This is a genomic window from Reyranella sp. GW821-FHT14A01 (genome assembly GCF_058803965.1).
The window spans coordinates 113,048-135,039 of the sequence record NZ_JBXAPM010000012.1; the positions used below are offsets into that span (position 1 = coordinate 113,048).

General features: G+C 66.2%; 15 protein-coding genes and 1 riboswitch. Of the genes, 5 read left to right on the forward strand and 10 right to left on the reverse strand.

The annotated features are described in order from the left end of the window. Positions 1 to 7 precede the first annotated feature (7 nt). Together AC1ROX_RS21715 and AC1ROX_RS21720 are read right to left on the reverse strand one after the other, a co-directional pair. Positions 8 to 430, reverse strand: a complete 423-nt coding sequence (locus AC1ROX_RS21715) for a GNAT family N-acetyltransferase (protein ID WP_493129007.1) — start codon at positions 428 to 430, stop codon at positions 8 to 10. A gap of 12 nt (positions 431 to 442) precedes the next feature. After that, complete coding sequence (locus AC1ROX_RS21720; protein WP_493129009.1) at positions 443 to 1,690, reverse strand: phenylacetate--CoA ligase family protein; 1,248 nt, start codon at positions 1,688 to 1,690, stop codon at positions 443 to 445. Positions 1,691 to 1,788: 98 nt separating this feature from the next. On the opposite strand from AC1ROX_RS21720, the gene AC1ROX_RS21725 reads away from it, so the two are divergent. The 3 genes from AC1ROX_RS21725 to AC1ROX_RS21735 are packed head-to-tail and all read left to right on the forward strand — an operon-like array spanning position 1,789 to position 3,341. Continuing rightward, the gene (locus AC1ROX_RS21725; protein ID WP_493129011.1) at positions 1,789 to 2,265 is read left to right on the forward strand and encodes a carboxymuconolactone decarboxylase family protein; all 477 of its coding nucleotides are present in this window, start codon (positions 1,789 to 1,791) and stop codon (positions 2,263 to 2,265) included. Positions 2,266 to 2,323: 58 nt separating this feature from the next. Beyond that, positions 2,324 to 2,698 (forward strand): hypothetical protein, encoded by a 375-nt coding sequence (locus AC1ROX_RS21730; protein WP_493129013.1) that lies wholly within the window; start codon positions 2,324 to 2,326, stop codon positions 2,696 to 2,698. A gap of 49 nt (positions 2,699 to 2,747) precedes the next feature. Next, a complete protein-coding gene (locus tag AC1ROX_RS21735; RefSeq protein ID WP_493129015.1) occupies positions 2,748 to 3,341 on the forward strand; it encodes a nitroreductase family protein in 594 nt (197 codons plus the stop codon). A 1-nt stretch (position 3,342) separates the two neighbouring features. On the opposite strand, the gene AC1ROX_RS21740 is transcribed toward AC1ROX_RS21735, so the two are convergent. From AC1ROX_RS21740 to thiC, 6 genes are all read right to left on the reverse strand, one after another. Beyond that, on the reverse strand, positions 3,343 to 4,653 hold the full coding sequence (locus tag AC1ROX_RS21740) for an O-acetylhomoserine aminocarboxypropyltransferase/cysteine synthase family protein (protein ID WP_493129017.1): 1,311 nt from the start codon (positions 4,651 to 4,653) through the stop codon (positions 3,343 to 3,345). Positions 4,654 to 4,831: 178 nt separating this feature from the next. Further along, positions 4,832 to 6,382: an efflux transporter outer membrane subunit gene (locus tag AC1ROX_RS21745; RefSeq protein ID WP_493129019.1), complete on the reverse strand. Its 1,551-nt coding sequence runs from the start codon at positions 6,380 to 6,382 to the stop codon at positions 4,832 to 4,834. Next, positions 6,379 to 9,678, reverse strand: coding sequence for an efflux RND transporter permease subunit (locus tag AC1ROX_RS21750; protein WP_493129021.1), 3,300 nt, complete (start codon positions 9,676 to 9,678; stop codon positions 6,379 to 6,381). The genes AC1ROX_RS21745 and AC1ROX_RS21750 overlap by 4 nt, the downstream gene beginning before the upstream one ends. Further along, positions 9,675 to 12,833 (reverse strand): MdtB/MuxB family multidrug efflux RND transporter permease subunit, encoded by a 3,159-nt coding sequence (locus AC1ROX_RS21755; protein WP_493129023.1) that lies wholly within the window; start codon positions 12,831 to 12,833, stop codon positions 9,675 to 9,677. Before AC1ROX_RS21755 ends, AC1ROX_RS21750 begins: the two co-directional genes overlap by 4 nt. 12 nt (positions 12,834 to 12,845) lie before the next feature. Continuing rightward, positions 12,846 to 14,141: an MdtA/MuxA family multidrug efflux RND transporter periplasmic adaptor subunit gene (locus AC1ROX_RS21760; RefSeq protein ID WP_493129025.1), complete on the reverse strand. Its 1,296-nt coding sequence runs from the start codon at positions 14,139 to 14,141 to the stop codon at positions 12,846 to 12,848. 158 nt (positions 14,142 to 14,299) lie between these two features. After that, complete coding sequence (gene thiC, locus AC1ROX_RS21765; RefSeq protein ID WP_493129027.1) at positions 14,300 to 16,117, reverse strand: phosphomethylpyrimidine synthase ThiC; 1,818 nt, start codon at positions 16,115 to 16,117, stop codon at positions 14,300 to 14,302. A gap of 47 nt (positions 16,118 to 16,164) precedes the next feature. After that, positions 16,165 to 16,294: riboswitch (TPP riboswitch) on the reverse strand. 163 nt (positions 16,295 to 16,457) lie between these two features. Here thiC and AC1ROX_RS21770 point away from each other — a divergent pair. Next, the gene (locus AC1ROX_RS21770) at positions 16,458 to 17,768 is read left to right on the forward strand and encodes an OprD family outer membrane porin (protein WP_493129029.1); all 1,311 of its coding nucleotides are present in this window, start codon (positions 16,458 to 16,460) and stop codon (positions 17,766 to 17,768) included. A gap of 36 nt (positions 17,769 to 17,804) precedes the next feature. On the opposite strand, the gene AC1ROX_RS21775 is transcribed toward AC1ROX_RS21770, so the two are convergent. Together AC1ROX_RS21775 and AC1ROX_RS21780 are read right to left on the reverse strand one after the other, a co-directional pair. Continuing rightward, positions 17,805 to 18,998, reverse strand: a complete 1,194-nt coding sequence (locus AC1ROX_RS21775) for a CaiB/BaiF CoA transferase family protein (RefSeq protein WP_493129031.1) — start codon at positions 18,996 to 18,998, stop codon at positions 17,805 to 17,807. A gap of 7 nt (positions 18,999 to 19,005) precedes the next feature. Next, on the reverse strand, positions 19,006 to 19,932 hold the full coding sequence (locus AC1ROX_RS21780) for a glycine reductase (protein ID WP_493129033.1): 927 nt from the start codon (positions 19,930 to 19,932) through the stop codon (positions 19,006 to 19,008). 189 nt (positions 19,933 to 20,121) lie between these two features. On the opposite strand from AC1ROX_RS21780, the gene AC1ROX_RS21785 reads away from it, so the two are divergent. Then, the gene (locus AC1ROX_RS21785) at positions 20,122 to 21,987 is read left to right on the forward strand and encodes an extracellular solute-binding protein (protein ID WP_493129035.1); all 1,866 of its coding nucleotides are present in this window, start codon (positions 20,122 to 20,124) and stop codon (positions 21,985 to 21,987) included. The last annotated feature ends 5 nt before the right edge of the window (positions 21,988 to 21,992 follow it).

The following is a 21,992-nucleotide window of genomic DNA, read 5'->3' on the forward strand; positions in this document are numbered from 1 at the left end:
TCTCCGCCTAGCTCCGACCCATGAGGTGCGACGTTCCCTTGAGGCGATAGCCGATACGCTCGTAGAAGGCCCGTGACCTGTCGCGATCGATACGAGTGTAGAGCGCGGTCGAGGGAAGGCCTCTCGCCACCGCCCAGGCTTCGGCCTCGCGCATCAATGCTTCGCCGATGCCGGCGCTGCGGTGCCCGCGATCGACAACGAGGGCCTGGATGACGGCTTCGCAGGGCTTCTCGAGGGCCGGCCGCTCGAAGACATGCAGCACGCCGACGACCCCACCTTCCTCCTCGGCCACGAGGATGCGATGGCTTTCGGTTGCCAGCACCCGATCGAGGCGATGACGGAACTCTGCCTCGTCCGTCGGATAGCCCAACTGGCCGATCAGCCGATGGACCGCGTGAAAGTCGGCCACCCCGATATCGCGGATGATCATGGTTCGATGGCCTCAGGTGTACTTCCGGACGTCGTCGATCACCTTGCCGTCGTTGGGCAGGGAACCGGGTGCTGTGAACTCCACGGCGCCGCCCACCTTGCAGACGGCGCGGACTGTCTCGGTCACCGCCTTGGCGAGATCAGGTGTCGGCGCGGACGCCTCGACCTTGAGCACCATCGTGTCGGCCTGGTTCACCCAGTCGATGACGAGGCGCAGGCGGCCGAGGCCGGGGTGCTTCCGCGCGATCTCGGCGATCTGCTCGGGATCGACGAACATGCCGCGCACCTTGGTGCGCTGGTCGGCGCGGCCCATCCAGCCCTTGATGCGCATGTTGGTGCGGCCGCACGCGCTCGCGCCCGCCAGCACGGCCGTCATGTCGCCGGTGCCGAAGCGGATCAGCGGATAGGCGCGATTGAAGCTGGTCACCACCACTTCGCCGACATCGCCATCGGGCACCGGATCGCCGGTGCCGGGCCGCACGATCTCCACGATCACGCCCTCGTCGACGACCATGCCCTCGACCGTGCCGTCGGGCGCGGCGGATTCGTAGGCGATGGTGCCGAGATCGGCGGTGCCGTAGCTCTGCAGGCAGCTCATGCCCTTGTCCTGGAACAGCTTGCGCAGCGACGGCGGCAGCGCCTCGGCGCCGACGAAGGCGTGCTTCAGCGAGGAGATGTCCTTGCCCAGCTCCGCCGCCTTCTCGATCAGGATCTTCAGGAACGACGGCGTGCCGACATAGCCCTTGGGCCGCAAGGCTGCGATGGCATCGAGCTGCAGCTCAGTGTTGCCGACGCCGCCCGGCACGACGGCGCAGCCCAGAGCCCGTGCGGCCGATTCCATCATCATGCCGGCCGGCGTCAGGTGATAGGCGAAGGTGTTGTAGACGAGATCGCCCGGACGGAAGCCCGCCGCATGCATGGCGCGCGCGCCGCGGAAATAGTCGGGCTCGTCGGTGTCGATCTCGAAGATCGGGCCAGGCGACATGAAGACGTGGCGCACCTTCTCCATCGGCACGGTGATCAGCCCGCCCATCGGCGGCTTCTTCTTCTGCACTTCGCTCAGGGTCGACTTGCGCAACACGGGCAATCCGGCGAGCGCGGCGCGCGAGATCACCGAGGCAGGATCGACGTCCTTCAGCCACTTGGCAAAGAACGGCGCGTTCGCCTTGGCGTTGGCGATCTGCTGCGGCAGGGCGTTCATCAGCGCCGCCTCGCGCTCGGCGGGCGTGCGCGTCTCCAGGGTGTCGTAATGCCGGGACATGGGTTTCCTCGCCTTTTGAGGCACGGTAGGCGGCGCTCCGGGCCTTGCCAAGCGGCGGTCCACGCTTAATATCAGTACTCTGATATATGGAGTCGCCGATGTCCCAACCCCGCCTCACCTACGATGCCTTCGCGAAGATCGCGCCCGTCGCCCAGCAGTCGCTGATCGCCATGGGCAGGCAGGCCGACGAATCGGGCATCGACAAGCAGATCATCGAGCTGGTGAAGCTGCGCGTCTCGCAACTCAACAATTGCGCCTTCTGCCTGCAGATCCATCTCAACGTCTCGCGCAAGCTCGGCCTGCCGCAGGAGAAGCTCGACCTGGTCGCGACCTGGGAAGAGGCCGGCATCTTCTCCGAGCGCGAGTGTGCAGCCCTCGCCTGGGCCGAGACACTGACCCGCCTCGTAGGCCACAGCGTGCCGGACACCGCCTACGAAGCCGTGCGCCGCCACTTCAGCAAGGAGGAGGTCACCTTCCTCTCGGTCTCGATCGCCACGATCAATGCCTGGAACCGGCTGGGCGCCGCCTTCCGCTTCGCGCCGCCGATCCAGAAGGCCGCGAAGGCAGCAGCATAGGGCTCGCTACCTCACAGGTAATTGCCGGTGCCCGCGCCGGCGGCCGAAGCTCGGCGGCATGTGGATCGCCATCGCCCTGCCCCTCGCCTTCGCCATCGTCGGCGCCATTCACCTGATGCCGGTCGCGCCGGTGTTTCTGCCCGAGACGCTGCAGCGTCTCTACGGCATCGCGCCGACCGACACGACAATGCTGGTGCTGATGCGCCATCGCGCGCTGCTGCTGGCGCTGGTCGGCATCCTCTGCCTGTGGGCCTGCTGGTGGGTCCCGGTGCGGCCCGCCGCGCTGCTGGCCGCCGCCATCAACGTCGTGGGCTTCCTGGCCTTCTATGCGCTCTACGGCAATCCGGCCGGCGCGCTCCGGGTCATCGCCATCGCCGACCTGATCGCGCTGCCGTTCCTGGTCTTCGCCGCCTGGGGGACCCTGCTGCGCTAAGGAAATATTGCAACTGACAATCGTTCGCACATGAGCTAGAGGTGCTGTCATGCCTGACATCACCCATGCGCGCGAGCCTCGTCTGCTCGCCCTCGACGAATTGCTGTCCCGCCGCTCGGTGGGACTGCTGCAAGAGCCGGCGCCCGAGGGCGCCGACCTCGACCTGATCCTCGATGCCGGCCTGCGGGCGCCCGATCACGGGCGGCTGAAGCCCTGGCGCTTCGTGGTCATCCGCGGCGAGGCCCGCCTCGCCTACGGCGAGAAGCTGGTCGAGGCCGTCGCCGTGCGCGATCCGGCCAATGCCGCAACGTTCGCCGAGCGCTATCGCGCCTGGGTCCGACGCACGCCGATGCTGATCGCCGTCGGCGCGATCGTGAAGCCGGGCAACATCCCCGAGATCGAGCAGCTTCTCGCCGCCGGTGCTGCAGCCATGAACATGCTGAACGCGGCCCACATGCTGGGCTATGGCGCCATGTGGGTCACGGGCCCGAACGTCTACGACGCCAACGTGAACAGGCTGCTGGGCTTCGAGGCGCCGTCGCGCCTCGTCGGCCACCTCACCCTCGGCACACCCGCCCCCTCGACCGCCCCGATCCCGGCGCGGCCCGACCGGGCCGCGCACGTGGCCGAATGGACGCCCTGAACTAAGCCGCGCTCTTCAGCTTGCCGGCGGCTTCGAGAGCCTGCGAGAGATCGGCAAGGATGTCGTCGATGTGCTCGATGCCGATCGACAGGCGCACATAGCCGTCCGACACGCCGGTCGCGAGCTGCTCCTCGACGGAGAGCTGCGAATGCGTGGTCGAGGCGGGATGGATCGCCAGGCTGCGCGCGTCGCCGATATTGGCGACGTGATAGAGGAGCTTCAGCGAATCGATGAAGCGCCTTCCCGCCTCGCGGCCCGCCGCCAGTTCGAAGCCGACCAGCCCGCCATAGCCGCCCTTGAGATAGGCGTCGGCCCGACGGCGAGTCTCGCCCTTCTGCTGCGACGGATGGATGACCTTCGCGACCTCGGGCCGGTTGACCAGGAAGTCGGCGACGGCCTGGGCGTTCTTGACGTGGCGTTCCATGCGCAGCGCCACCGTCTCGATGCCCTGCAGGATCAGGAAGGCATTGAAGGGCGACAGGGCCGAGCCGAGATCGCGCAGCAGGGTCGTGCGTGCCTTGATGATGTAGGCGACCGGACCGATCGGCTTCACCGCCTCGACCCAGACCGCGCCGTGATAGCTGGGATCGGGCGTGTTCAGCGCCGGCTGGCGCTTGGGATGCGCGGCCCAGTCGAAATTGCCACCGTCGACGATCAGGCCGGCGATCGAAGTGCCATGGCCGCCGAGATACTTGGTGCCGGAATAGACGACGATCGCCGCGCCATGATCGAGCGGCCGAGTCAGGATCGGCGCCGCCGTATTGTCGACGATCAGCGGGATGCCGAGCGGCCGGCCGATATCGGCCACCTCCTTGATCGGGAAGACCGCGAGCTTCGGGTTGGGCAAGGTCTCGGCATAGTAGGCACGCGTGCGATCGTCGGTGGCGCGGGCGAAGGCCTTCGGATCGGACGGATCGACGAAGCGGACCTCGATGCCCTGGTCCTTCATCGTGTGAGCGAACAGGTTCCACGTGCCGCCGTAGAGATCGGTCGAGCTCACGACATTGTCGCCGGCCTTGGCGAGGTTCTGGATCGCGAAGGCCGAGGCGGCCTGCCCCGAGCTCACCGCCAGCGCGGCCGCGCCGCCTTCGAGGGCCGCGATGCGCTGCTCCAGCACGTCGACCGTGGGATTGCCGATGCGCGTGTAGATGTTGCCGAGTTCCTTGAGCGCAAACAGGTTCGACGCGTGCTCGGTGTCGCGGAACTGGTACGAGGTTGTCTGGTGGATCGGCACGGCAACCGAACCTGTGGTGGCGTCGGCGCGCCAGCCGGCGTGCAGGGACAGGGTCTCGGGATGGCGGGAATTGGTCATGATGGCCTCGCTTTGCGACGAGCGGCCAACGTCATGGCAGCCGGCGTCGCAGTCAAAGGGAATGGCTGCCGACGCCCGACTGTTGGACGACAGGTCCGGCCTGTGGGCCGCGACCGTGGTAGGAAATCCTTCTCCTCCGGGCTTGTCGAGTCCCGAAAGCGGTAACCACAACTTCCGATTACTGTCGCGTCGCCGACGTATTCTGCGGGGTCGGCGGCGGGAAAGCGGGCGGCGCCGGATTGGGCTGGTTGAGGCCGCCGATCGGCACGGGAGGCGGCAGATCCTCTTGGCGCCAGCCGCCGCCCAGCGCCTTCACCAGGTTGGCGCTGGCGACGAGGCGAGAGAGGCGGATGGTGAGCAGGGCCTGCTCGGCCGAAAGTGCGGCGGCCTGTGTCTGCACCACGGTCGTGTAGGGCACGGTGCCGACGAGATATTGATTGAGGGACAGCCGCTCGGCTTCGCGCGCGGCGGCGACGGCGGCGCGCTGCACCCGCTCCTGCGCGACCAGGATGCGCTGCTGTGCGAGCGCATCCTCGACCTGCTGGAACGCCGTCAGGATGGTCTGGCGATAGGTGGCGACCGTGGCGTCGTAGCTGGCGCGGGCGCCCTGGACCTGCGCCGCCATCGCGCCGCCGTCGACCAGGGTGCCGGCGATCTGCGGGCCGACCGACCAGGCCGCGGTGCCGAGCTGCAGCAGCGAGCCCAGGCCGCCGCTCAGGAAGCCGATCGTGGCTCCCAGCGAGATCTGCGGATAGAAGGCGCCCTTGGCCACGCCGATCTGGGCATTCGCCGCCGCCATCTGGCGCTCGGCCGAGGCGATGTCGGGCCGCCGCTCCAGCAGGGTCGAGGGAACGCCGGAATCGACCGTCGGCACGGTGAGCTGGGTCTTGGCCGGCTCGATGGTCACCTCCGACGGCGCTTTGCCGACGAGCAGCGCGATCGCGTGCTCTAGCAGCGCGCGGTTGATGCTCTCGTTCACGAGCTGCGCGCGCGTCTGTTCATATTGCGTCTGCGCCTGCGCGAGGTCGACCCGCGAGACGATGCCGGCATCGACCTGGTTCTGCGCGATCTGCATCGAGCGCAGATAGGCCGCGACGGTTGCTTCATAGAGCCGCTTGCGATCGTCGGAAATACGCAGCGAGGCGTAGTTGGTGACGAGATCGGTCTGCGCCGACAGGCGCGCATTGGCGAGATCGCCGCCGCTCGCCTGCGCCGCCGCCGAATCGCTCTCGATCTGGCGACGCAGCGTGCCCCAGAGGTCGATTTCCCAATTGAGCGTAAAGCCGGTCGAGAACTGGCCGACCGTGGAATCGAAGCGCTGCAGAGTCGATGTGCTTGTGCTGGTGCCGGTACCGCGCAGGCCGCCGGTGCCGGTCTGCTGAGCCGAGCCGGTGCCGGAGATGCTGGGATAGAGCGCCGACTGGTCCTGGCGGATCAGGGCCCGCGCCCGGCGATAGTTGGCCTCGAAGATCTTGAGGTTCTGGTTCGAGACGTCGATCTGCGCCGCGAGGCTGTCGAGCGTGGGGTCGCCGTAGACCTGCCACCACCGTCCGCGATCCGCCCCGTCGCTCGGCTGGGCCGGGCGGAACAGCGAGGACGCACCCGACGGTAGCTCCGCCTCTTTGTATTGGGGCGCCACGGGGCTGGCCGGCGGCGGGCGCTCATAGTCGGGCCCGACGAGGCAGCCTGAGACGAGCAGCAGGGGAAGAAGCGCCGCGCTGCGCCTCATGCCGTTGCTCCGGCACTGCCCATGGCTCGGGCGACGCGGCTCGGCCGGTCGCGGTCACGGCGGCGGAAACGGTCGAGATAAAGATAGATCACGGGTGTGGTGTAGAGGGTCAGGATCTGACTCACGATGAGGCCGCCGATAATCGAGATGCCGAGGGGGCGACGCAACTCCGCGCCGTCGCCATAGCCGAGCGCCAAGGGCAGCGCGCCCAGGATCGCCGCCATGGTCGTCATGAGGATGGGCCGGAAGCGCAGCAGCGCCGCCTGGTGGATCGCGACAGAGGGTTCGAGTCCCTCGGCGCGTTCGCGCTCCAGCGCCACGTCGATCATCATGATGGCGTTCTTCTTCACGATGCCGATCAGCAGCAGCACGCCGATCATGGCGATGATGCTGAACTCCACGCCGGAGAATTGCAGCGCCAGCAGCGCGCCGATGCCGGCCGACGGCAGGGTCGACAGGATCGTGATGGGATGGATGTAGCTCTCGTAGAGGATGCCCAGCACGATGTAGACGGCAGCCAGCGCCGCCAGCACCAGCACGAGCTGGTTGCCGAGCGATTGCTGGAAGGCGCGCGCCGTGCCCTGGAAGGATCCGTGCAGGGTCGAGGGCACGCCGATCTCGCGCATCGTATCGTTCACATATTGCACGGCGTCGCTCAGCGTCTTGCCCGGCGCCAGATTGAACGAGACGGTGCTGGCCACGAACATGCTTTGATGGTTCACGGCCAGCGGCGTCGTGCCGTACTCCCAGCGCGTCACCGCCGACAAAGGCACCAGCGTGTCGGGCGTGGTGCTGATCGCCGCGCCCGTGGAGGCCGAGCTCTTGCCGCTGACCGCGATCTGGTTGGTGCGCAGGTTACGCACCGCCTGGGCCGGATCGATGGTCAGTGCGCCCGTTCCGGCCGCGCCGGTCGACGTTGGGGTTGTCGTCGTGGAGGCGATGCCGCCCGTCGACTGCGTGCCGCTCAACGCACCGCCCGAAGTGCTGACATAGATGTCCTTCAGCGACTCCGGGCTTTCCCACCATTGCGGCGCCACTTCCATGACCACGTGATACTGGTTCAGCGCATTGTAGATGGTCGAAACCTGGCGCTGGCCGAAGGCGTCGTAGAGCGTCGCCGAGATATTGCGCGTCGATATGCCGAGACGGCTCGCCGAATCGCGATCGATCGTCAGGTTGAGTTGCAGCCCGCGCTGCTGCTGGTCGGAATCGACATCGGTGATCACCGACGTGTCGGCCTGCAGCGCCTGGGTGAGCTTCGGCCCCCAGGTGTAGAGGTCGGGCAATGAATCGGCCTGCAGGGTGAACTGGTATTGCGCATTGCCCTGGCGGCCGCCGACGCGGATGTCCTGCACCGATTGCATGAAGAGCATGGCGCCGGGCACCTGGTTGAGCTTCGGTCTCAGGCGGGCAATGACCTGGTCGGCGGTGACATCACGCTCGCTGAGCGGCTTCAGGGTGGCGAAGATGAAACCGGAATTCGTCTGCCCGCCGCCGGTAAAGCCCGCGACGCTTTCGATCGCCGGATCCGACCGCACGATCTCGACGAATTGGCGGAACTTCCGGCGCATCGCCTGGAAGGAGATGCTCTGGTCGGCACGGATGCCACCCATCAGGCGCCCCGTATCCTGCTGCGGGAAGAAGCCCTTGGGGATCGTGACGTAGAGATGGATGTTGAGCAGTACGGTCGCCAGGAAGACGAACATGGTGAGCAGCGGATGGCGGAGCACCAACCCCAGGCTGCGGCCATACGCCCACTGCAGTCCGCCCAGGCCGCGCTCGCTGAGGCGTGCGAAGAAGCCGGGCTTGTGCTTGCCCGGCGCCTTCAGCACATAGGCGCACATCATCGGCGTCGTGGTGAGCGACACGACCATCGAGATCAGGATGGCGATGGACAGGGTCACGGCGAATTCGCGGAACAGGCGACCGACGATGCCGCCCATCAGCAGGATCGGGATGAAGACGGCGATCAGCGAGATGCTCATCGACACGACGGTGAAGCCGACCTCGCGCGCGCCCTTCAGTGCCGCCTCGATGCGCGACATGCCGGCCTCGAGATGGCGGGTCACGTTCTCCAGTACGATGATGGCATCGTCGACCACGAAGCCCGCGGCGATGGTCATCGCCATCAGCGACAGGTTGTTCAGGCTGAAGCCCAGCAGGTACATGCCGCCGAAGGTGGCGACCAGCGATACCGGTACCGTGACCGCCGCGATGAAGCCCGCCCGGGCCGAGCGCAGGAAGGCGAAGGTCACCAGCACCACCAGCAGGACGCCGATGAGCAGCGACATCTCGACTTCCTTGAGGGCGGCGCGGATCGTCGTCGTGCGGTCGCTCACCACCGTCAGCTCGACGTCGTTCGGCATCGAGGCCTGCAGTTCGGGCAGCAGCGCCTTTATCTCGTCGACCGTCTCGATGATGTTGGCGTTGGGCTGCTTGTAGATGATGACCAGCACCGAGCGCTTGCCGTTGGCCTGGCCCTCGTTGCGGATGTTCTCCGTCGAATCAAGGACTTCGGCCACGTCCGACAGCCGGACGGGCGCGCCGTTGCGCCAGGCGATGATCAGCGAGCGATACTCGTCGGCCACCGTCGCCTGGTCATTGGAATAGATCTGCAAGCGCCGGTCGCCGACCTCGATGGCGCCCTTGGGCGAATTGGCGTTGGCGGCGGCGAGCGCGGCCCGCACGCTCTCCATGCCGATGCCGTACTTGTTGAGGGCCGTCGGATTGAGCTCGACCCGGACCGCCGGAAGCGAGCTGCCGCCCAGCGTCACCTGGCCGACGCCGCTCACCTGGCTCAGCTTCTGCTGCAGGATATTGGAACCGGCATCGAACAGCCGCCCCTGGCCGAGCGTGTTCGAGGTCAGCGCGATCACCATCACCGGCGCGTCGGCGGGATTGACCTTGCGATACTGCGGATTGCTGCGCAGGTCGGCCGGCATGTCGGCGCGGGCGGCGCTGATCGCCGCCTGGACGTCGCGGGCCGCCCCGTCGATGTCGCGCGACAGGTCGAACTGCAGGGTGATGCGCGCGTTGCCGACGGTGCTGGACGAGGTGATCTCGGTGACACCCGCGATCGCGCCCAGCCGCCGCTCGAGCGGCGTCGTCACGCTGGTCGCCACCGTCTCGGGCGAGGCGCCGGGCAGGCTCGCCGTCACCTGGATGGTCGGGAAATCGACGGCGGGCAGCGGCGAGACCGGCAGGCCGAAGAAGGCGAGCAGGCCGGCCAGCGCCAGCCCGATCGTCAGCAAGGTCGTGGCGACCGGGCGCGCGATGAAGGGCGCCGACAGGTTCACGGCGCGCCGCTCTCTTCCGCCTCAGGCCGCACCGGATGGAGCGGCGTGTCGACCGGTACGCCGCGAATGCGGCGGCCGAGCCGGTCGAAGGCAAGGTAGATGACCGGCGTCGTGAACAGCGTGAGGAGCTGGCTGACGATCAGGCCGCCGACGATGGTGAGGCCGAGCGGCTGGCGAAGCTCCGAGCCGGTGCCCGTGCCCAGCATCAGCGGCAAGGCGCCGACCAGGGCCGCGACGGTGGTCATCAGGATCGGCCGGAAGCGCAGCAGGCAGGCCTGGTGGATCGCCTCCTTGGGCGCCTTGCCCTCGTTGCGTTCGGCGTCGAGGGCGAAGTCGATCATCATGATCGCGTTCTTCTTCACGATGCCGATCAGCAGCACGATGCCGATGATGGCCACGATGCTGAGATCGGTGCCCGCCAGCATCAAGGCCAGCAGCGCACCGATGCCGGCCGATGGCAGGGTGGAGAGGATCGTGATCGGATGGATGTAGCTCTCGTAGAGCACGCCCAGCACGATGTAGACGGTGACGATGGCGGCCAGGATCAGCAGGAGCTGGCTGTCGAGCGACTTCTGGAAGGCCAGCGCCGCGCCCTGGAAATGCGTCGTGATCGAGCGCGGCATGCCGATCTCGCGCTGGGCGCCGACGATGGCGTCGACCGCCTGGCCCAGTGCAAAGCCCTGCGCCAGGTTGAAGGAGATCGTCGTCGACGGGAACTGGCCGAACCGGTCGAGCCTGAGCGGCGCGGTGCGCTCCTCGAAAGTGGCGATGGCCGACAGCGGTACCTGCTTGCCGCTCGCGGAGCCCGGCAGGTAGAGATTGTTGAGCGACGCGATCGAGCGCGCCATGTCGGGCTCGACCTCGTAGATGACCCGGTACTGGTTCGACTGGGTGTAGACGGTCGACACGATGCGCTGGCCGAACACGTCGTAGAGCACGTTGTCGACCGTGGCGGCCGTGATGCCGAAGCGCGCCGCTGCATCCCGGTCGATCCGGATGAACATGGACAGGCCCTTGTTCTGCAGGTCGCTCGTCACGTCGACGAGCTCCGGCAGCTTCTCGAGCTTGTCCATCAGGCGCGGCACCCAGGTGTCGAATTCGGCGGCGACCGCCGATTCCAGGACGAACTGATACTGCGTGCGGCTCACCGTCGAATCGATCGTGAGGTCCTGGGCCGGCTGCATGTAGAGCGAGATGCCCTGGATGCCCGACGTCTCGCGCTGCAGCCGGCGGATCACCTGGGTGGCCGACAGCGTGCGCTCGCCGCGCGGCTTGAGGTTGATCAGCATGCGGCCCGAATTGAGCGTCGGATTGGTGCCGTCGACGCCGACGAACGAGGTCAGGCTGGCGACGTCGGGATCCTTGAGGATCGCTTCGGCCAGTCGCCGCTGGCGCTCGCTCATCGAGGCAAAGGAGACGCTCTGCGGCCCCTCGGTCACGGCCTGGATCAGGCCGGTGTCCTGGACCGGGAAGAAGCCCTTGGGGATGACGATGTAGAGAAACGCCGTCAGCGCCACCGTGCCGATCGCGACCAGCAGGGTGAGCGCCTGGTGCCGGAACACCACGATCAGGCAGCGGTCGTAAAAGCGGATGAGGCGGGCGAACCAGCCCGTGCCCATCATCTCGGCTTCGGCCGAGGCGGACGCCTCCTCATGCACGGCGCCGGGCGTGTGCGGCCGCTGGCGCAGGAACTGCGCGCACAGCATCGGCACCAGGGTGAGCGACACGACCGCCGAGATCAGGATCGTGACCGAGAGGGTGACGGCGAACTCGCTGAACAGGCGGCCGACCACGTCGCTCATGAACAGCAGCGGGATCAGCACGGCGATCAGCGAGACGGTGAGCGACACGACCGTGAAGGCGATCTGCTTGGAGCCCTTGAGCGCCGCTTCCTTCGGATCCTCGCCGCGCTCGATGTAGCGCGCGATGTTCTCGATCATGACGATGGCGTCGTCGACCACGAAGCCGGTGGCGATGGTGAGCGCCATGATCGACAGGTTGTTGAGGCTGAAATCCGCCAGGTACATCACCGCCAGAGTGCCGATGAGCGATAGCGGCACCGACAGGCTGGGAATGAGCGTCGCCCGTGCGTCCCCCAGGAAGGCGAAGATGACCGCCACGACCAGCACGACCGCGAAGCTCAGCTCGATCTGCACGTCGTGCACCGAGGCGCGGATGGTGATCGTGCGGTCGGTGAGGACGGCGATGTCCAGCGAATTGGGCAGGGTCTCGCGCAGGGTCGGCAGCAGTTCCTTGATGCGATCCACCACCTCGATGACGTTGGCGCCGGGCTGGCGCTGGACGTTCACAATCACCGCCTGGGTGTTGTTCACCCAGGCAGCGATGCGGTTGTTCTCCTGGCCCTCCTCGACCGTCGCCACGTCGCGGATGCGCACCGGCGCGCCGTTGCGATAAGCCACGACGATGTCGCGGAAGGTGTCGGGATCGGTGATCTGGTCATTGGCGTTGATGGTGAGCGCGCGCGCCGGCCCGTCGAAATTGCCCTTGGGCGTGTTGACGTTGGCGTTGGAGATGGTCGTGCGCAGGTCATCGACGTTGAGGCCGTAGGCAGCCAGCGCGGTCGGGTTGGCGCGGATGCGCACGCCGGGTTTCTGGCCGCCCTCGAGGCTCACCAGGCCGACGCCGGGAAGCTGCGAGATCTTTTGGGCCAGCCGCGTATCCACCAGATCGTGGACCTTGGTGAGCGGCTCGGTTTTCGACGTGACGGCCAAGGTCAGCACCGGCGCATCGGCCGGATTGAACTTGGCGTAGGTGGGCGGCGCCGGCAGGTCGCCGGGCAGCAGGTTGCCGGCGGCGTTGATGGCGGCCTGGACCTGCTGCTCGGCTATGTCGATGCCGAGCTTGAGATCGAACTGCAGGGTGATCGACGAGGCGCCGGCCGAGCTGGTCGACGTCATCTGGTTGAGGCCCGGCATCTGGCCGAACTGGCGCTCCAGCGGCGCCGTCACCGAGGTCGTCATAACCTCCGGGCTGGCGCCCGGATAGAGGGTCAGGACACGGATCGTCGGATAGTCGACCTGCGGCAGGGCCGACAGCGGCAGGAAGCGATAGGCGATGATGCCGACGAGCATGATCGCGACCATCAGCAACGAGGTTGCGACCGGCCGTTCGATGAAGATCCGCGACGGATTCATGTCGCGGCCGGGTTACTGGTTGGTCTGTGTCGCCGGCCGGCCGGGATTGGGCCCGCCCCCGCCGCCGGCACCACCGTTGGCCTGTTGCCGCCGGCGCTGCCCCTCCACCGGAGGAGTCTGGGCGTCGGGCGGTGCGTTGGCGACCGGCGGTCCGGCCGAGGCACGCGGCGTGGGCGTCGGGCGGCGGATCTTGGCACCGTCGCGCAGGCGGTCGACGCCGTCGATCACGACCTGGTCGCCGACCTGCAGGCCCTTGAGGATCGCCACCTTGTCACCGTCGGTGGCGCCCAGCTCGACGACGCGAATCTCCACCGAATCGTCGGCCTTCGCGAGGTAGACGAAGGTGCCGGGCTGGCCGCGCTGGATGGCGGCGACCGGCACGACGACGGCGTCCTTCACCGTGTCGGCCAGCAGGCGGACGTTCACGAACTGGTTGGGAAACAGCGATTCGTCGGTGTTGTCGAAGATCGCGCGCAGCTTCACCGTGCCGGTCGTCAGGTCGATCACGTTGTCGGTCGTGTCGAGGCGGCCGACGCCCAGTTCGACCTTCTGCGAGCGGTCGAGCACGCGCACTTCGAGGTTCTCGCCGGTCTTCAGGCGTTGCCGCACCAGCGGCAGGGAATCCTCGGGGATCGTGAAAAGGACCGAGATCGGCTGCACCTGGATGATGACGCAGATGCTGCTGGCATCGCCCATGGTGACGTAGTTGCCCTTGTCGACCATGCGCAGGCCGATCCTGCCGGTGAGCGGTGCCACGATCCGCGTATAGGTGACATTGAGCTTGGCGGCATCGACCTGCGCCTGGTCGACGACCAAAGCCGCCTCGTACTGGCGCACCAGCGAGACCTGGGTGTCGTATTGCTGCCGCGCGATCGAATCCTGCTGGACGAGCTTGCGATAGCGTTCGAGGTCCGCCTGGGCGTTCTTGAGAAGGGCTTCGTCACGCTGCTGCTGACCGAGGACCTGCTGCAGGGCGACGTCATAGGGCCGCGAATCGACCAGGGCCAGCAGGTCGCCCTGCTTCACCATCTGGCCTTCCTTGAAATAGACGTCGACGAGCTGGCCGGTGATCTGGGTCTTCACGTTGACGGTCTGCAGCGGCGTCACCGTGCCCAGGGCCCGCAGCACGATCGGAATATCGCCCTTGCTGGCCGTGGCCAGTCCCACGGGGACGGCCGCGCCCGCGGCAAAACGGCCAGCCCCCTGACGGGGCGGGGGTGCAGTACCGGACTGCGAAATGTACCAGCCCGCGCCAGCCACGATGGCCAGCCCGAAACCGATCCCGAGAAGGGTTCGCAGCCGTGTCATTCGTCCCATACACCCCAGAAAGACAGCTCGTTACACATACGAACTGAACTGGTGGAGTCTCCCCCACGGAAATGGCGGACGCAAGGCAGGCGCCCACCTAACCGGGCACTCAACGTCCGAGAGGCCAAAAAGACCCCTCAGACGCCTGATAAAGATTATCAGTCCGTAAGTTTGCCCTCGACATAGAGACTGCCGCCGCCGGCCCGGAACTTGGCGCTCATCTCGTCCATGCCCTTCTTCGCATAGTCCCTGATGTCCTGGGTGATGCGCATGGAGCAGAACTTCGGCCCGCACATCGAGCAGAAATGCGCCGTCTTGTGGGCCTCCTTGGGCATCGTCTCGTCGTGGAACTTCTCGGCCGTGGCGGGATCGAGCGACAGGTTGAACTGGTCGCGCCAGCGGAAGTCGAAGCGCGCCCGGGACAGCGCATCGTCGCGCAGGCGGGCGGCCGGATGGCCTTTCGCCAGGTCGGCGGCATGGGCCGCGATCTTGTAGGTGATGACGCCCACCTTCACATCGTCGCGGTCCGGCAGGCCGAGATGTTCCTTGGGCGTCACGTAACAAAGCATCGCGGTGCCGAACCAGCCGATCATGGCGGCGCCGATACCCGAGGTGATGTGGTCGTAGCCCGGCGCGATGTCGGTCACGAGCGGCCCCAGCGTATAGAACGGCGCCTCGCCGCATTCGCGAAGCTGCTTGTCCATGTTGGCCTTGATCTTGTGCATGGGCACATGGCCCGGCCCCTCGATCATGACCTGGCAGCCTTTGTCCCAGGCGACCTTGGTGAGCTCGCCCAGGGTCTCCAGCTCGGCGAACTGCGCGGCGTCGTTGGCATCGGCGTTGCAGCCCGGGCGCAATCCGTCGCCCAGCGAGAAGGAGACGTCGTACTTGCGCATGATGTCGCAGATGTCGCCGAAATGTTCGTAGAGGAAGCTCTCGCGATGCTCGGTGAGGCACCACTGCGCCATCATCGAGCCGCCGCGGCTGACGATGCCGGTGACCCGGCTGGCGGTCAGCGGCACATGCGCCAGGCGCACGCCGGCATGGATGGTGAAGTAGTCGACGCCCTGCTCGGCCTGCTCGATCAGCGTGTCGCGGAAGACTTCCCATGACAGTTTCGTCGGATCGCCGCCGACCTTTTCGAGCGCCTGGTAGATCGGCACCGTGCCGATCGGCACCGGCGCGTTGCGCACGATCCATTCGCGCGTGTCATGGATGTTGCGGCCCGTCGACAGGTCCATGACGGTGTCGGCGCCCCAGCGGATCGACCACACCATCTTCTCGACCTCTTCCTCCATCGAGGAGGAGACGGCGGAGTTGCCGATATTGGCGTTGATCTTCACCAGGAAGTTCCGGCCGATGATCATCGGCTCCAGTTCCGTGTGGTTGATGTTGGCCGGGATAATGGCGCGACCGGCGGCGATTTCCTGGCGGACGAACTCCGGCGTGATGAACGCCGGCAGTGCAGCACCAAAGCTCTCGCCGTCGGCCAGACGCGCCTCGGCCTCGTCGAGCACGGTCTTGCGGCCGAGATTCTCGCGGGCCGCGACATAGATCATTTCCTTGGTGATGACGCCCGCGCGCGCCCATTCGAACTGGGTGATCGGCTTGCCGTCGAGACCACGCAAGGGCCGCGGCGTATGCGGAAACGGTCGCAGCACCGATTCCTTCACGTTGCCGTTGTCGATCGGCTGGATGGCGCGGCCGGCATATTCCTCGACGCCGCCGCGCTCGAGGACCCAGGCACGCCGCGTCGGGGCGAGACCCTTGCGCACGTCGATCGCGACATCAGTGTCTGTGTAGGGACCGGTCGTGTCGTAGACACGCACCGGCGGTTCGGATGGCGACGAGAGCTCGATCTCGCGCAGGGGAACGCGCAGGTCGGGCGCTGCTTCAGGCGTTGCGTAGACCTTGCGTGATGCAGGCAGCGGCCCCGTCGTGACGGTCGGAGCTGGTGTGGTGACGATGGTGTCCATGATGGATCTCCCGTGGCTGGTTGGCAGACGGAGATCCGGTGTTGTCGTGCAAAGGATGTATCCATTCCCTTCGCCGGCATGACCCGGATCAGGTTCAAAGGGTCACCGCGCCGACGCCAGTTGGGACTGGCGACCATCGGTATCTCAGCCCCTTGCGGGACCCCCCTTGGACGGGATGAGCCTAGTGCGCCGGGATTTCGATCTCAAGCACGCGTTCGCAAACTGTCGCCTGCCTGGCGCAATTCCTTAACGGCCCCTCTTTAAGCCTCGACCCGCAAGAGCGGGGGAGTAGCCAATGTTGCGAGCACCACTGTCCACCAGGGTGACTGGCTGGCTTGTTATGGCTTTGCTCACCGGGGCGCCGCTCGCGCCGGCATACGCCCAGGATCGCACAGAAGCTGCAGAACCACCGGCCACTGGCCTCAAGGCGGAATTACAGCGCTTCCTCTACGATGAAGCGACGGCCGTCCTGCACCTGCGCAGCTACCTGTTCGATAGAAACCAAAACCAGACGCCTCCCAACGCGGCGGCTGCCGTCACCGGCGGTTGGGTCGGCCTGCAGACCGGCTGGTTCTATGACACCCTCCAGCTCGGCGCCGTTGGCTACACGACACAACCGGTCTGGGCGCCGCAGGGCCAGTACACCACCTCCGACGGCACGTCGCTGCTCAAGCCGGGTGGATACGGCTACTTCACCCTCGGCCAGGCCTACGCCTCGGTCCGCTGGCAGAAACAGACCGCCACCGTGTTCCGCCAATACATCGATGAACTCGAAGTGAATCCGCGCGACGACCGCGAAATACCGCAGACCTTCGAAGCGTATGCGATGCGTGGCGTCCTCGGGCCGGTCAACTACTTCGCGGGCTACGTCGCCGCCATGAAGCCGCGCGACTACTCAGCCTTCATCAATATGGGCGAAGCGGCCGGCGCGCCGAACGTGAACAAGGGCATGGCCCTGTTCAGCGCGAAGTACGGCAGCATGAACGATATCCAGGTCCGCGCGTCGACCTATTATGTCCCGGACGTCCTGTGGTCGAGCTATGGCGATGTCGGCGGCATAATCAAGGTGAACGACGACCTCAAGATCTCGCTCGCCGCGCAGTTCGCCGCCCAGGGCAGCAACGGCATGAATCTCCTCACCGGCCAGCCCTTCAGCACCTTCTGGGGAGGCTTCCGCGCCGACGCTTTCTGGGGTCCGTTGGCCTTCCGCTTGTCCTACACGCAGGTCGGCTCAGCGGCCAACTGGCGTTCGCCCTATGGCATCTTCATTGGCTACAACAAGATGCAAGTGCTGGACTTCAACCGGGCCGGTGAAATGGCAGTGACCTTCGGCCTCAGCTACGATTTCAAGGGGGCCGGCCTGCCGGGCTTTGTTTTGATCGGGTCGGCAACCAATGGCAGCAACGCCGTCAATCCCGCCACGGGGCTCGGTGTGGCGACCAACTGGGAATACAATTTTGAGCTGGCCGTCAGGGGCGACGCCATGACGGACGCGCCCGATTGGCTGAAGCCGTTCAACCTGCGCAACCGGGTCGCCTTCGTCGAGCAGTACCAGGGACGCACGCTCACTTCGTTTACGGAGTATCGCATTCAGCTCAACTACGAGCTGACCTGGAAGGGCCCGCGCCTGCGCCAGGAATCAACGCACTAGAGGCTTTCGCTTCGGAAGGCCGAGCTTCGCTCGGCCTTAGACGACCTTGCCGTCGCGCATCTCGGCGATCTCGGCGGCGGAATAACCCGCTTCCTTCAGCACCTCGTCGGTGTGCTGGCCGAGCGTCGCCGGCGGGCGGTCGATCGAGCCGCCGCCATGCTCCAGCCGGAAGCCGGAGCCGACGACCTTGATCGGGCCATGCTCGGTCTCGACCGTCTGCAGCACCGTGCGATGCTTGAAGAGGTCGAGCTGCGCGGTCTCCGGGATCGAATGCACGCGGCCGGCCGGCACGTCGGCCTTGGCGAAGCGCTCGATCCAGGTGCCGGACTCCTCGGTCTTCATCGCCCCTTCGACGATCTCGTGCAGGGCGGTATTGTTGGCGATGCGCGTCGCCCAGTCGACGAAGCGCGGATCGTCCAGTGCATCCTCGCGGCCCAGCACCTTCATCAGGCGCTTGAACTGCGGATCGGTCATGACGGCCAGCACGATCCAGCCGTCCCTGGTCTTGAAGAGATTGCCCGTGGGCTTGCGCGTCACCGACAGGTTGGCGGCCTGGCCGTGCACGCGGCCGGTCATCATGTGCTCGGTGAACTGTTGCGCGAGATAGCCCATCACCGAGTCGATCATGGCGACGTCGACGAGCTGGCCCCTGCCGGTATGGGTGCGCTGGTAGAGCGCCGAGGCGATGCCCAGTGCTGCCGTCGCACCCGACATCACGTCGGCGCCGGCGAAGCCCACCCTCGTCGGGCCGTTGTTCTCGAAGCCGGTGATCGACATCAGGCCGGACATGGCCTGGATCATGCCGTCGAAGGCCGCCGTCTTGGAGTCAGGCCCGACCTGACCGAAGCCCGACACGGCGCAGTAGATCAGCTTGGGATTGATCTTCTTCAGCGTCTCGTAGCCGATGCCGAGCTTGTCCATGACGCCGGGACGAAAGTTCTCGACGACGACGTCGGCCGTCTCGACCAGGCGCTTGATGACCTCGATCGCCTTGGGCTGCTTGAGGTCGAGCGTGATCGAACGCTTGTTGCCGTTCACCGCGACCCAGGGCGCCGCCAGGCCGCGCTTCTCCCAGTCGTTGGACCGGGTGCCGAAGCGCATGTCGTCGCCTTCGCGCGACTCGATCTTCACCACATCCGCGCCGAGCAGAGCGAGCTGGTAGGAGCTGTAGGGCCCTGCCAGCACGCGCGTGAAATCGACGACCTTTACGCCCGCAAACGGCTTGCTCATGTCACTCCTACGCCACACCCGCCTGCTTGCGCTGGCTGAGCGCGACCTGCTTCACCTTGTCGAATTCGGCGCGCCGCTTGGCGACTTCTTCCGGAGGCATGCGCTCGAGGTTGTTGTAGTCGTTCTTCCAGTCCCCGTCCTCGTTCCAGCGCAGCGGCGACTGGACCGTCGTGCGCGGGCCGATCGAGCTTTCGAGGACCTTCAGCGCCAGATCGAGCGTGAAGCGCTGGGTATCCGGTTCGTGCGGCTTGCCGCAGGAATTGCCGAGCGGGAAATCGCTGTACAGGAAGCGGGGCACGCCCGCCCATTCGACGATGTCCTTCGCCGCCCCCATCACCACGGTGGGGATGCCGTTCCGTTCAAGATATCGTGCGACCAGACTCACGGTCTGGTGACAGACGGGTCACGTAGGGACAAGCAGCGCGGCGTCGACCTGGTCCTGGCGGCAGCGCGCGAGGATTTCCGGCGCATCGGTTTCCAGCGTGACGCGCTGGCTGCGGTTGGTCGGCGCGCCATGGAAGCGCGGGGCCAGCTTGAAGCGGCCCTGGCTTGCGAACTCGCGCATCAGCGGCAGCGGGAACCAGGTGTTGCTGTCCTTCGCCGTCGTGTGCTTGCGGTCGTAGCCGATGTGGGAGATGCGGGTGTCGTGGTCCTGGGCGGTATCGCCCGAATAGACCGAGTAGAACTTGGCGCCGGCGTTGTAGAGCGCGCCGGGACCCTGGTCGCCCTTGTCGGGCTGGTAGGGGGCCGCGGTCGAGATCAGCGCCAGGGTGCTGTCCTTCAGCGGCTTCGTGAGCGGCGTGAACGGCGCGTCGGTGTAGTGCGCCCAGCGATAGGGATTGTCGTAGCCCAGCGCGAGATAATACTCGCGGGTGCGGCGCATGTATTCGAGCGGCGCGTCGTATTCCGGCGCAAAATCTGTCGTATCGACCATGGGCGAAAACTGAGCGCTGGAACGGGCGAAGTCAAACAAGCAGACGCGAGTATTCGCATGACGATTTGTCAGGCGAGGCCGTTCCAACGGCTGGAAAGCTGACCCCGATGTAACCCCCCGGCCATAGTGCGGCCCAACTCCACCGCGCTATATATGAAACGAGGTCAGACAGGCTGGGGAGCGCATCGCATGGCGATCAGACGGCGCAGCGTATTGGCGGGCGGAGCGGCCCTTTGGGTCGGCGCCCCGGCGATTCTGCGGGCCCAGACTCCCCCGGCCCCCAAGCCCGATCCGGGTACGATCCATGTGAGCCACGGCTTCGCCATGCATGGAGAGCCTAAATATAAGGCAGATTCCGGCCCGCCGGACTATCTGAACCCGAATGCCCCCAAGGGCGGCACCGTCCGGCTGGGCGCCCGCGGCACCTTCGATTCGCTGCATCCCTTCATCATCAAGAGCGTTCCGGCGGCCGGCATCAGCCAGCTCTGGGATACGCTCTGCTGGAACTCGCGCGACGAGGCCTCGACCGAATACGGGTTGATCGCCGAGACCATCGAATGGCCCGAGGACCGGTCATGGGCAGCCTTCACCCTGCGGCCGCAGGCGCGCTGGCACGACGGCAGCCCGATCACGGTCGAGGACGTGATCTTCTCGCTCGACATCCTGAAGACGAAGGGCCTGCCGAACTACGCCTTCTATTACAACGACGTGCTCAAGGCGGAGAAGGTCGGCGACCGCAAGGTGAAGTTCACCTTCCGCGACGACACCAACAAGGAACTGCCGCTCATCATCGGGCAACTCCCGATCCTGCCGTCCAAGTGGTGGGCCGGCCGCGACTTCGAGAAGGTGTCGCTCGAGCCCGCACTGGGCAGCGGCCCCTACAAGGTCGATTCCTTCGATGTCGGCCGTTCCATCGCCTATCGCCGCGTCGACGACTGGTGGGCGAGGGACCTCTGGATGAATCGCGGGCGGAACAATTTCGAGGTGATCCGCTATGAGTATTACCGCGACGTCACCGTGCAGTTCGAGGCCTTCAAGGCCGGCGATCTCGACATGCGCCAGGAGAACATCGCGCGCAACTGGGCGACCGCCTACGACATCCCGGCGGTGCGCGACGGCCGCATCCAGCGCGCCGAGATCCCGCACGAATTGCCGACCGGCATGCAGTGCTTCGCCTTCAACACGCGCCGCGACTATTTCAAGGACAAGCGCGTGCGTGAGGCGGTCGCCACGATGTTCGACTTCGCGTGGGCGAACAAGAACCTGTTCTACGGCATGTACAAGCGGAACATCTCGTTCTTCGGCAATTCCGAGCTCGCCTCGTCGGGCCTGCCCACGCCTGCCGAGCTGAAGTATCTCGAGCCGCTGCGCGGCAAGATTCCCGAGGAAGTCTTCACCAAGGAATTCAAGCTGCCGGAGACCGACGGCACCGGCAACGTCCGCGACCTGGCGCGCCGCGCGCTCGCCCTCCTCAAGGAGGCCGGCTGGGAGATCAAGGACGGCAAGATGACGGAGACGAAGACGGGCAAGAAGCTCGCCTTCGAGATGCTCCTGAACGACGCCAGCTTCGAGAGGGTCGTGCTGCCCTACAAGCAGAACCTCGAGCGCATCGGCATCGACATGAACGTGCGCACCGTCGACACCGCGCAGTTCAAGCGCCGCGAGGACGATTTCGACTACGACATGATGGTCGACGGCTTCGGCCAGTCGCTCTCGCCCGGCAACGAGCAGCGCGACTTCTGGGGCTCGAAGGCCGCCGACAGCAAGGGCAGCCGCAACACGCTCGGCATCAAGGATGCCGCGATCGACCAGCTGATCGAGACCCTGATCGCCGCGCCCGACCGCGAGAGCCTGATCAACGTCACGCGCGCGCTCGACCGCGTGCTGTTGTGGAGCAGCTTCGTCGTGCCCAACTGGCACAGCAACACCGCCTACGTCGCCTACTGGAACCGGTTCGACCGGCCGGCCAAGAGCGCGAAGTATGCCCCGGTCGCCTTCGATACCTGGTGGATCGACGAGGCCAAGGACCGCGCCCTGCAGCGCGAGAGGAAGTAGGCGTC

What these genes read in the sequence shown, in the direction of transcription:
- AC1ROX_RS21720 (WP_493129009.1), bottom strand. Translation starts at nt 1,690, where the DNA reads ATGTCCCGGCATTACGACACCCTGGAGACGCGCACGCCCGCCGAGCGC.
- AC1ROX_RS21740 (WP_493129017.1), bottom strand. Translation starts at nt 4,653, where the DNA reads ATGACCAATTCCCGCCATCCCGAGACCCTGTCCCTGCACGCCGGCTGG.
- AC1ROX_RS21745 (WP_493129019.1), bottom strand. Translation starts at nt 6,382, where the DNA reads ATGAGGCGCAGCGCGGCGCTTCTTCCCCTGCTGCTCGTCTCAGGCTGC.
- AC1ROX_RS21760 (WP_493129025.1), bottom strand. Translation starts at nt 14,141, where the DNA reads ATGACACGGCTGCGAACCCTTCTCGGGATCGGTTTCGGGCTGGCCATC.
- AC1ROX_RS21775 (WP_493129031.1), bottom strand. Translation starts at nt 18,998, where the DNA reads ATGAGCAAGCCGTTTGCGGGCGTAAAGGTCGTCGATTTCACGCGCGTG.
- AC1ROX_RS21785 (WP_493129035.1), top strand. Translation starts at nt 20,122, where the DNA reads ATGGCGATCAGACGGCGCAGCGTATTGGCGGGCGGAGCGGCCCTTTGG.
- AC1ROX_RS21730 (WP_493129013.1), top strand. Translation starts at nt 2,324, where the DNA reads ATGTGGATCGCCATCGCCCTGCCCCTCGCCTTCGCCATCGTCGGCGCC.
- AC1ROX_RS21755 (WP_493129023.1), bottom strand. Translation starts at nt 12,833, where the DNA reads ATGAATCCGTCGCGGATCTTCATCGAACGGCCGGTCGCAACCTCGTTG.
- thiC (WP_493129027.1), bottom strand. Translation starts at nt 16,117, where the DNA reads ATGGACACCATCGTCACCACACCAGCTCCGACCGTCACGACGGGGCCG.
- AC1ROX_RS21735 (WP_493129015.1), top strand. Translation starts at nt 2,748, where the DNA reads ATGCCTGACATCACCCATGCGCGCGAGCCTCGTCTGCTCGCCCTCGAC.
- AC1ROX_RS21725 (WP_493129011.1), top strand. Translation starts at nt 1,789, where the DNA reads ATGTCCCAACCCCGCCTCACCTACGATGCCTTCGCGAAGATCGCGCCC.
- AC1ROX_RS21770 (WP_493129029.1), top strand. Translation starts at nt 16,458, where the DNA reads ATGGCTTTGCTCACCGGGGCGCCGCTCGCGCCGGCATACGCCCAGGAT.
- AC1ROX_RS21715 (WP_493129007.1), bottom strand. Translation starts at nt 430, where the DNA reads ATGATCATCCGCGATATCGGGGTGGCCGACTTTCACGCGGTCCATCGG.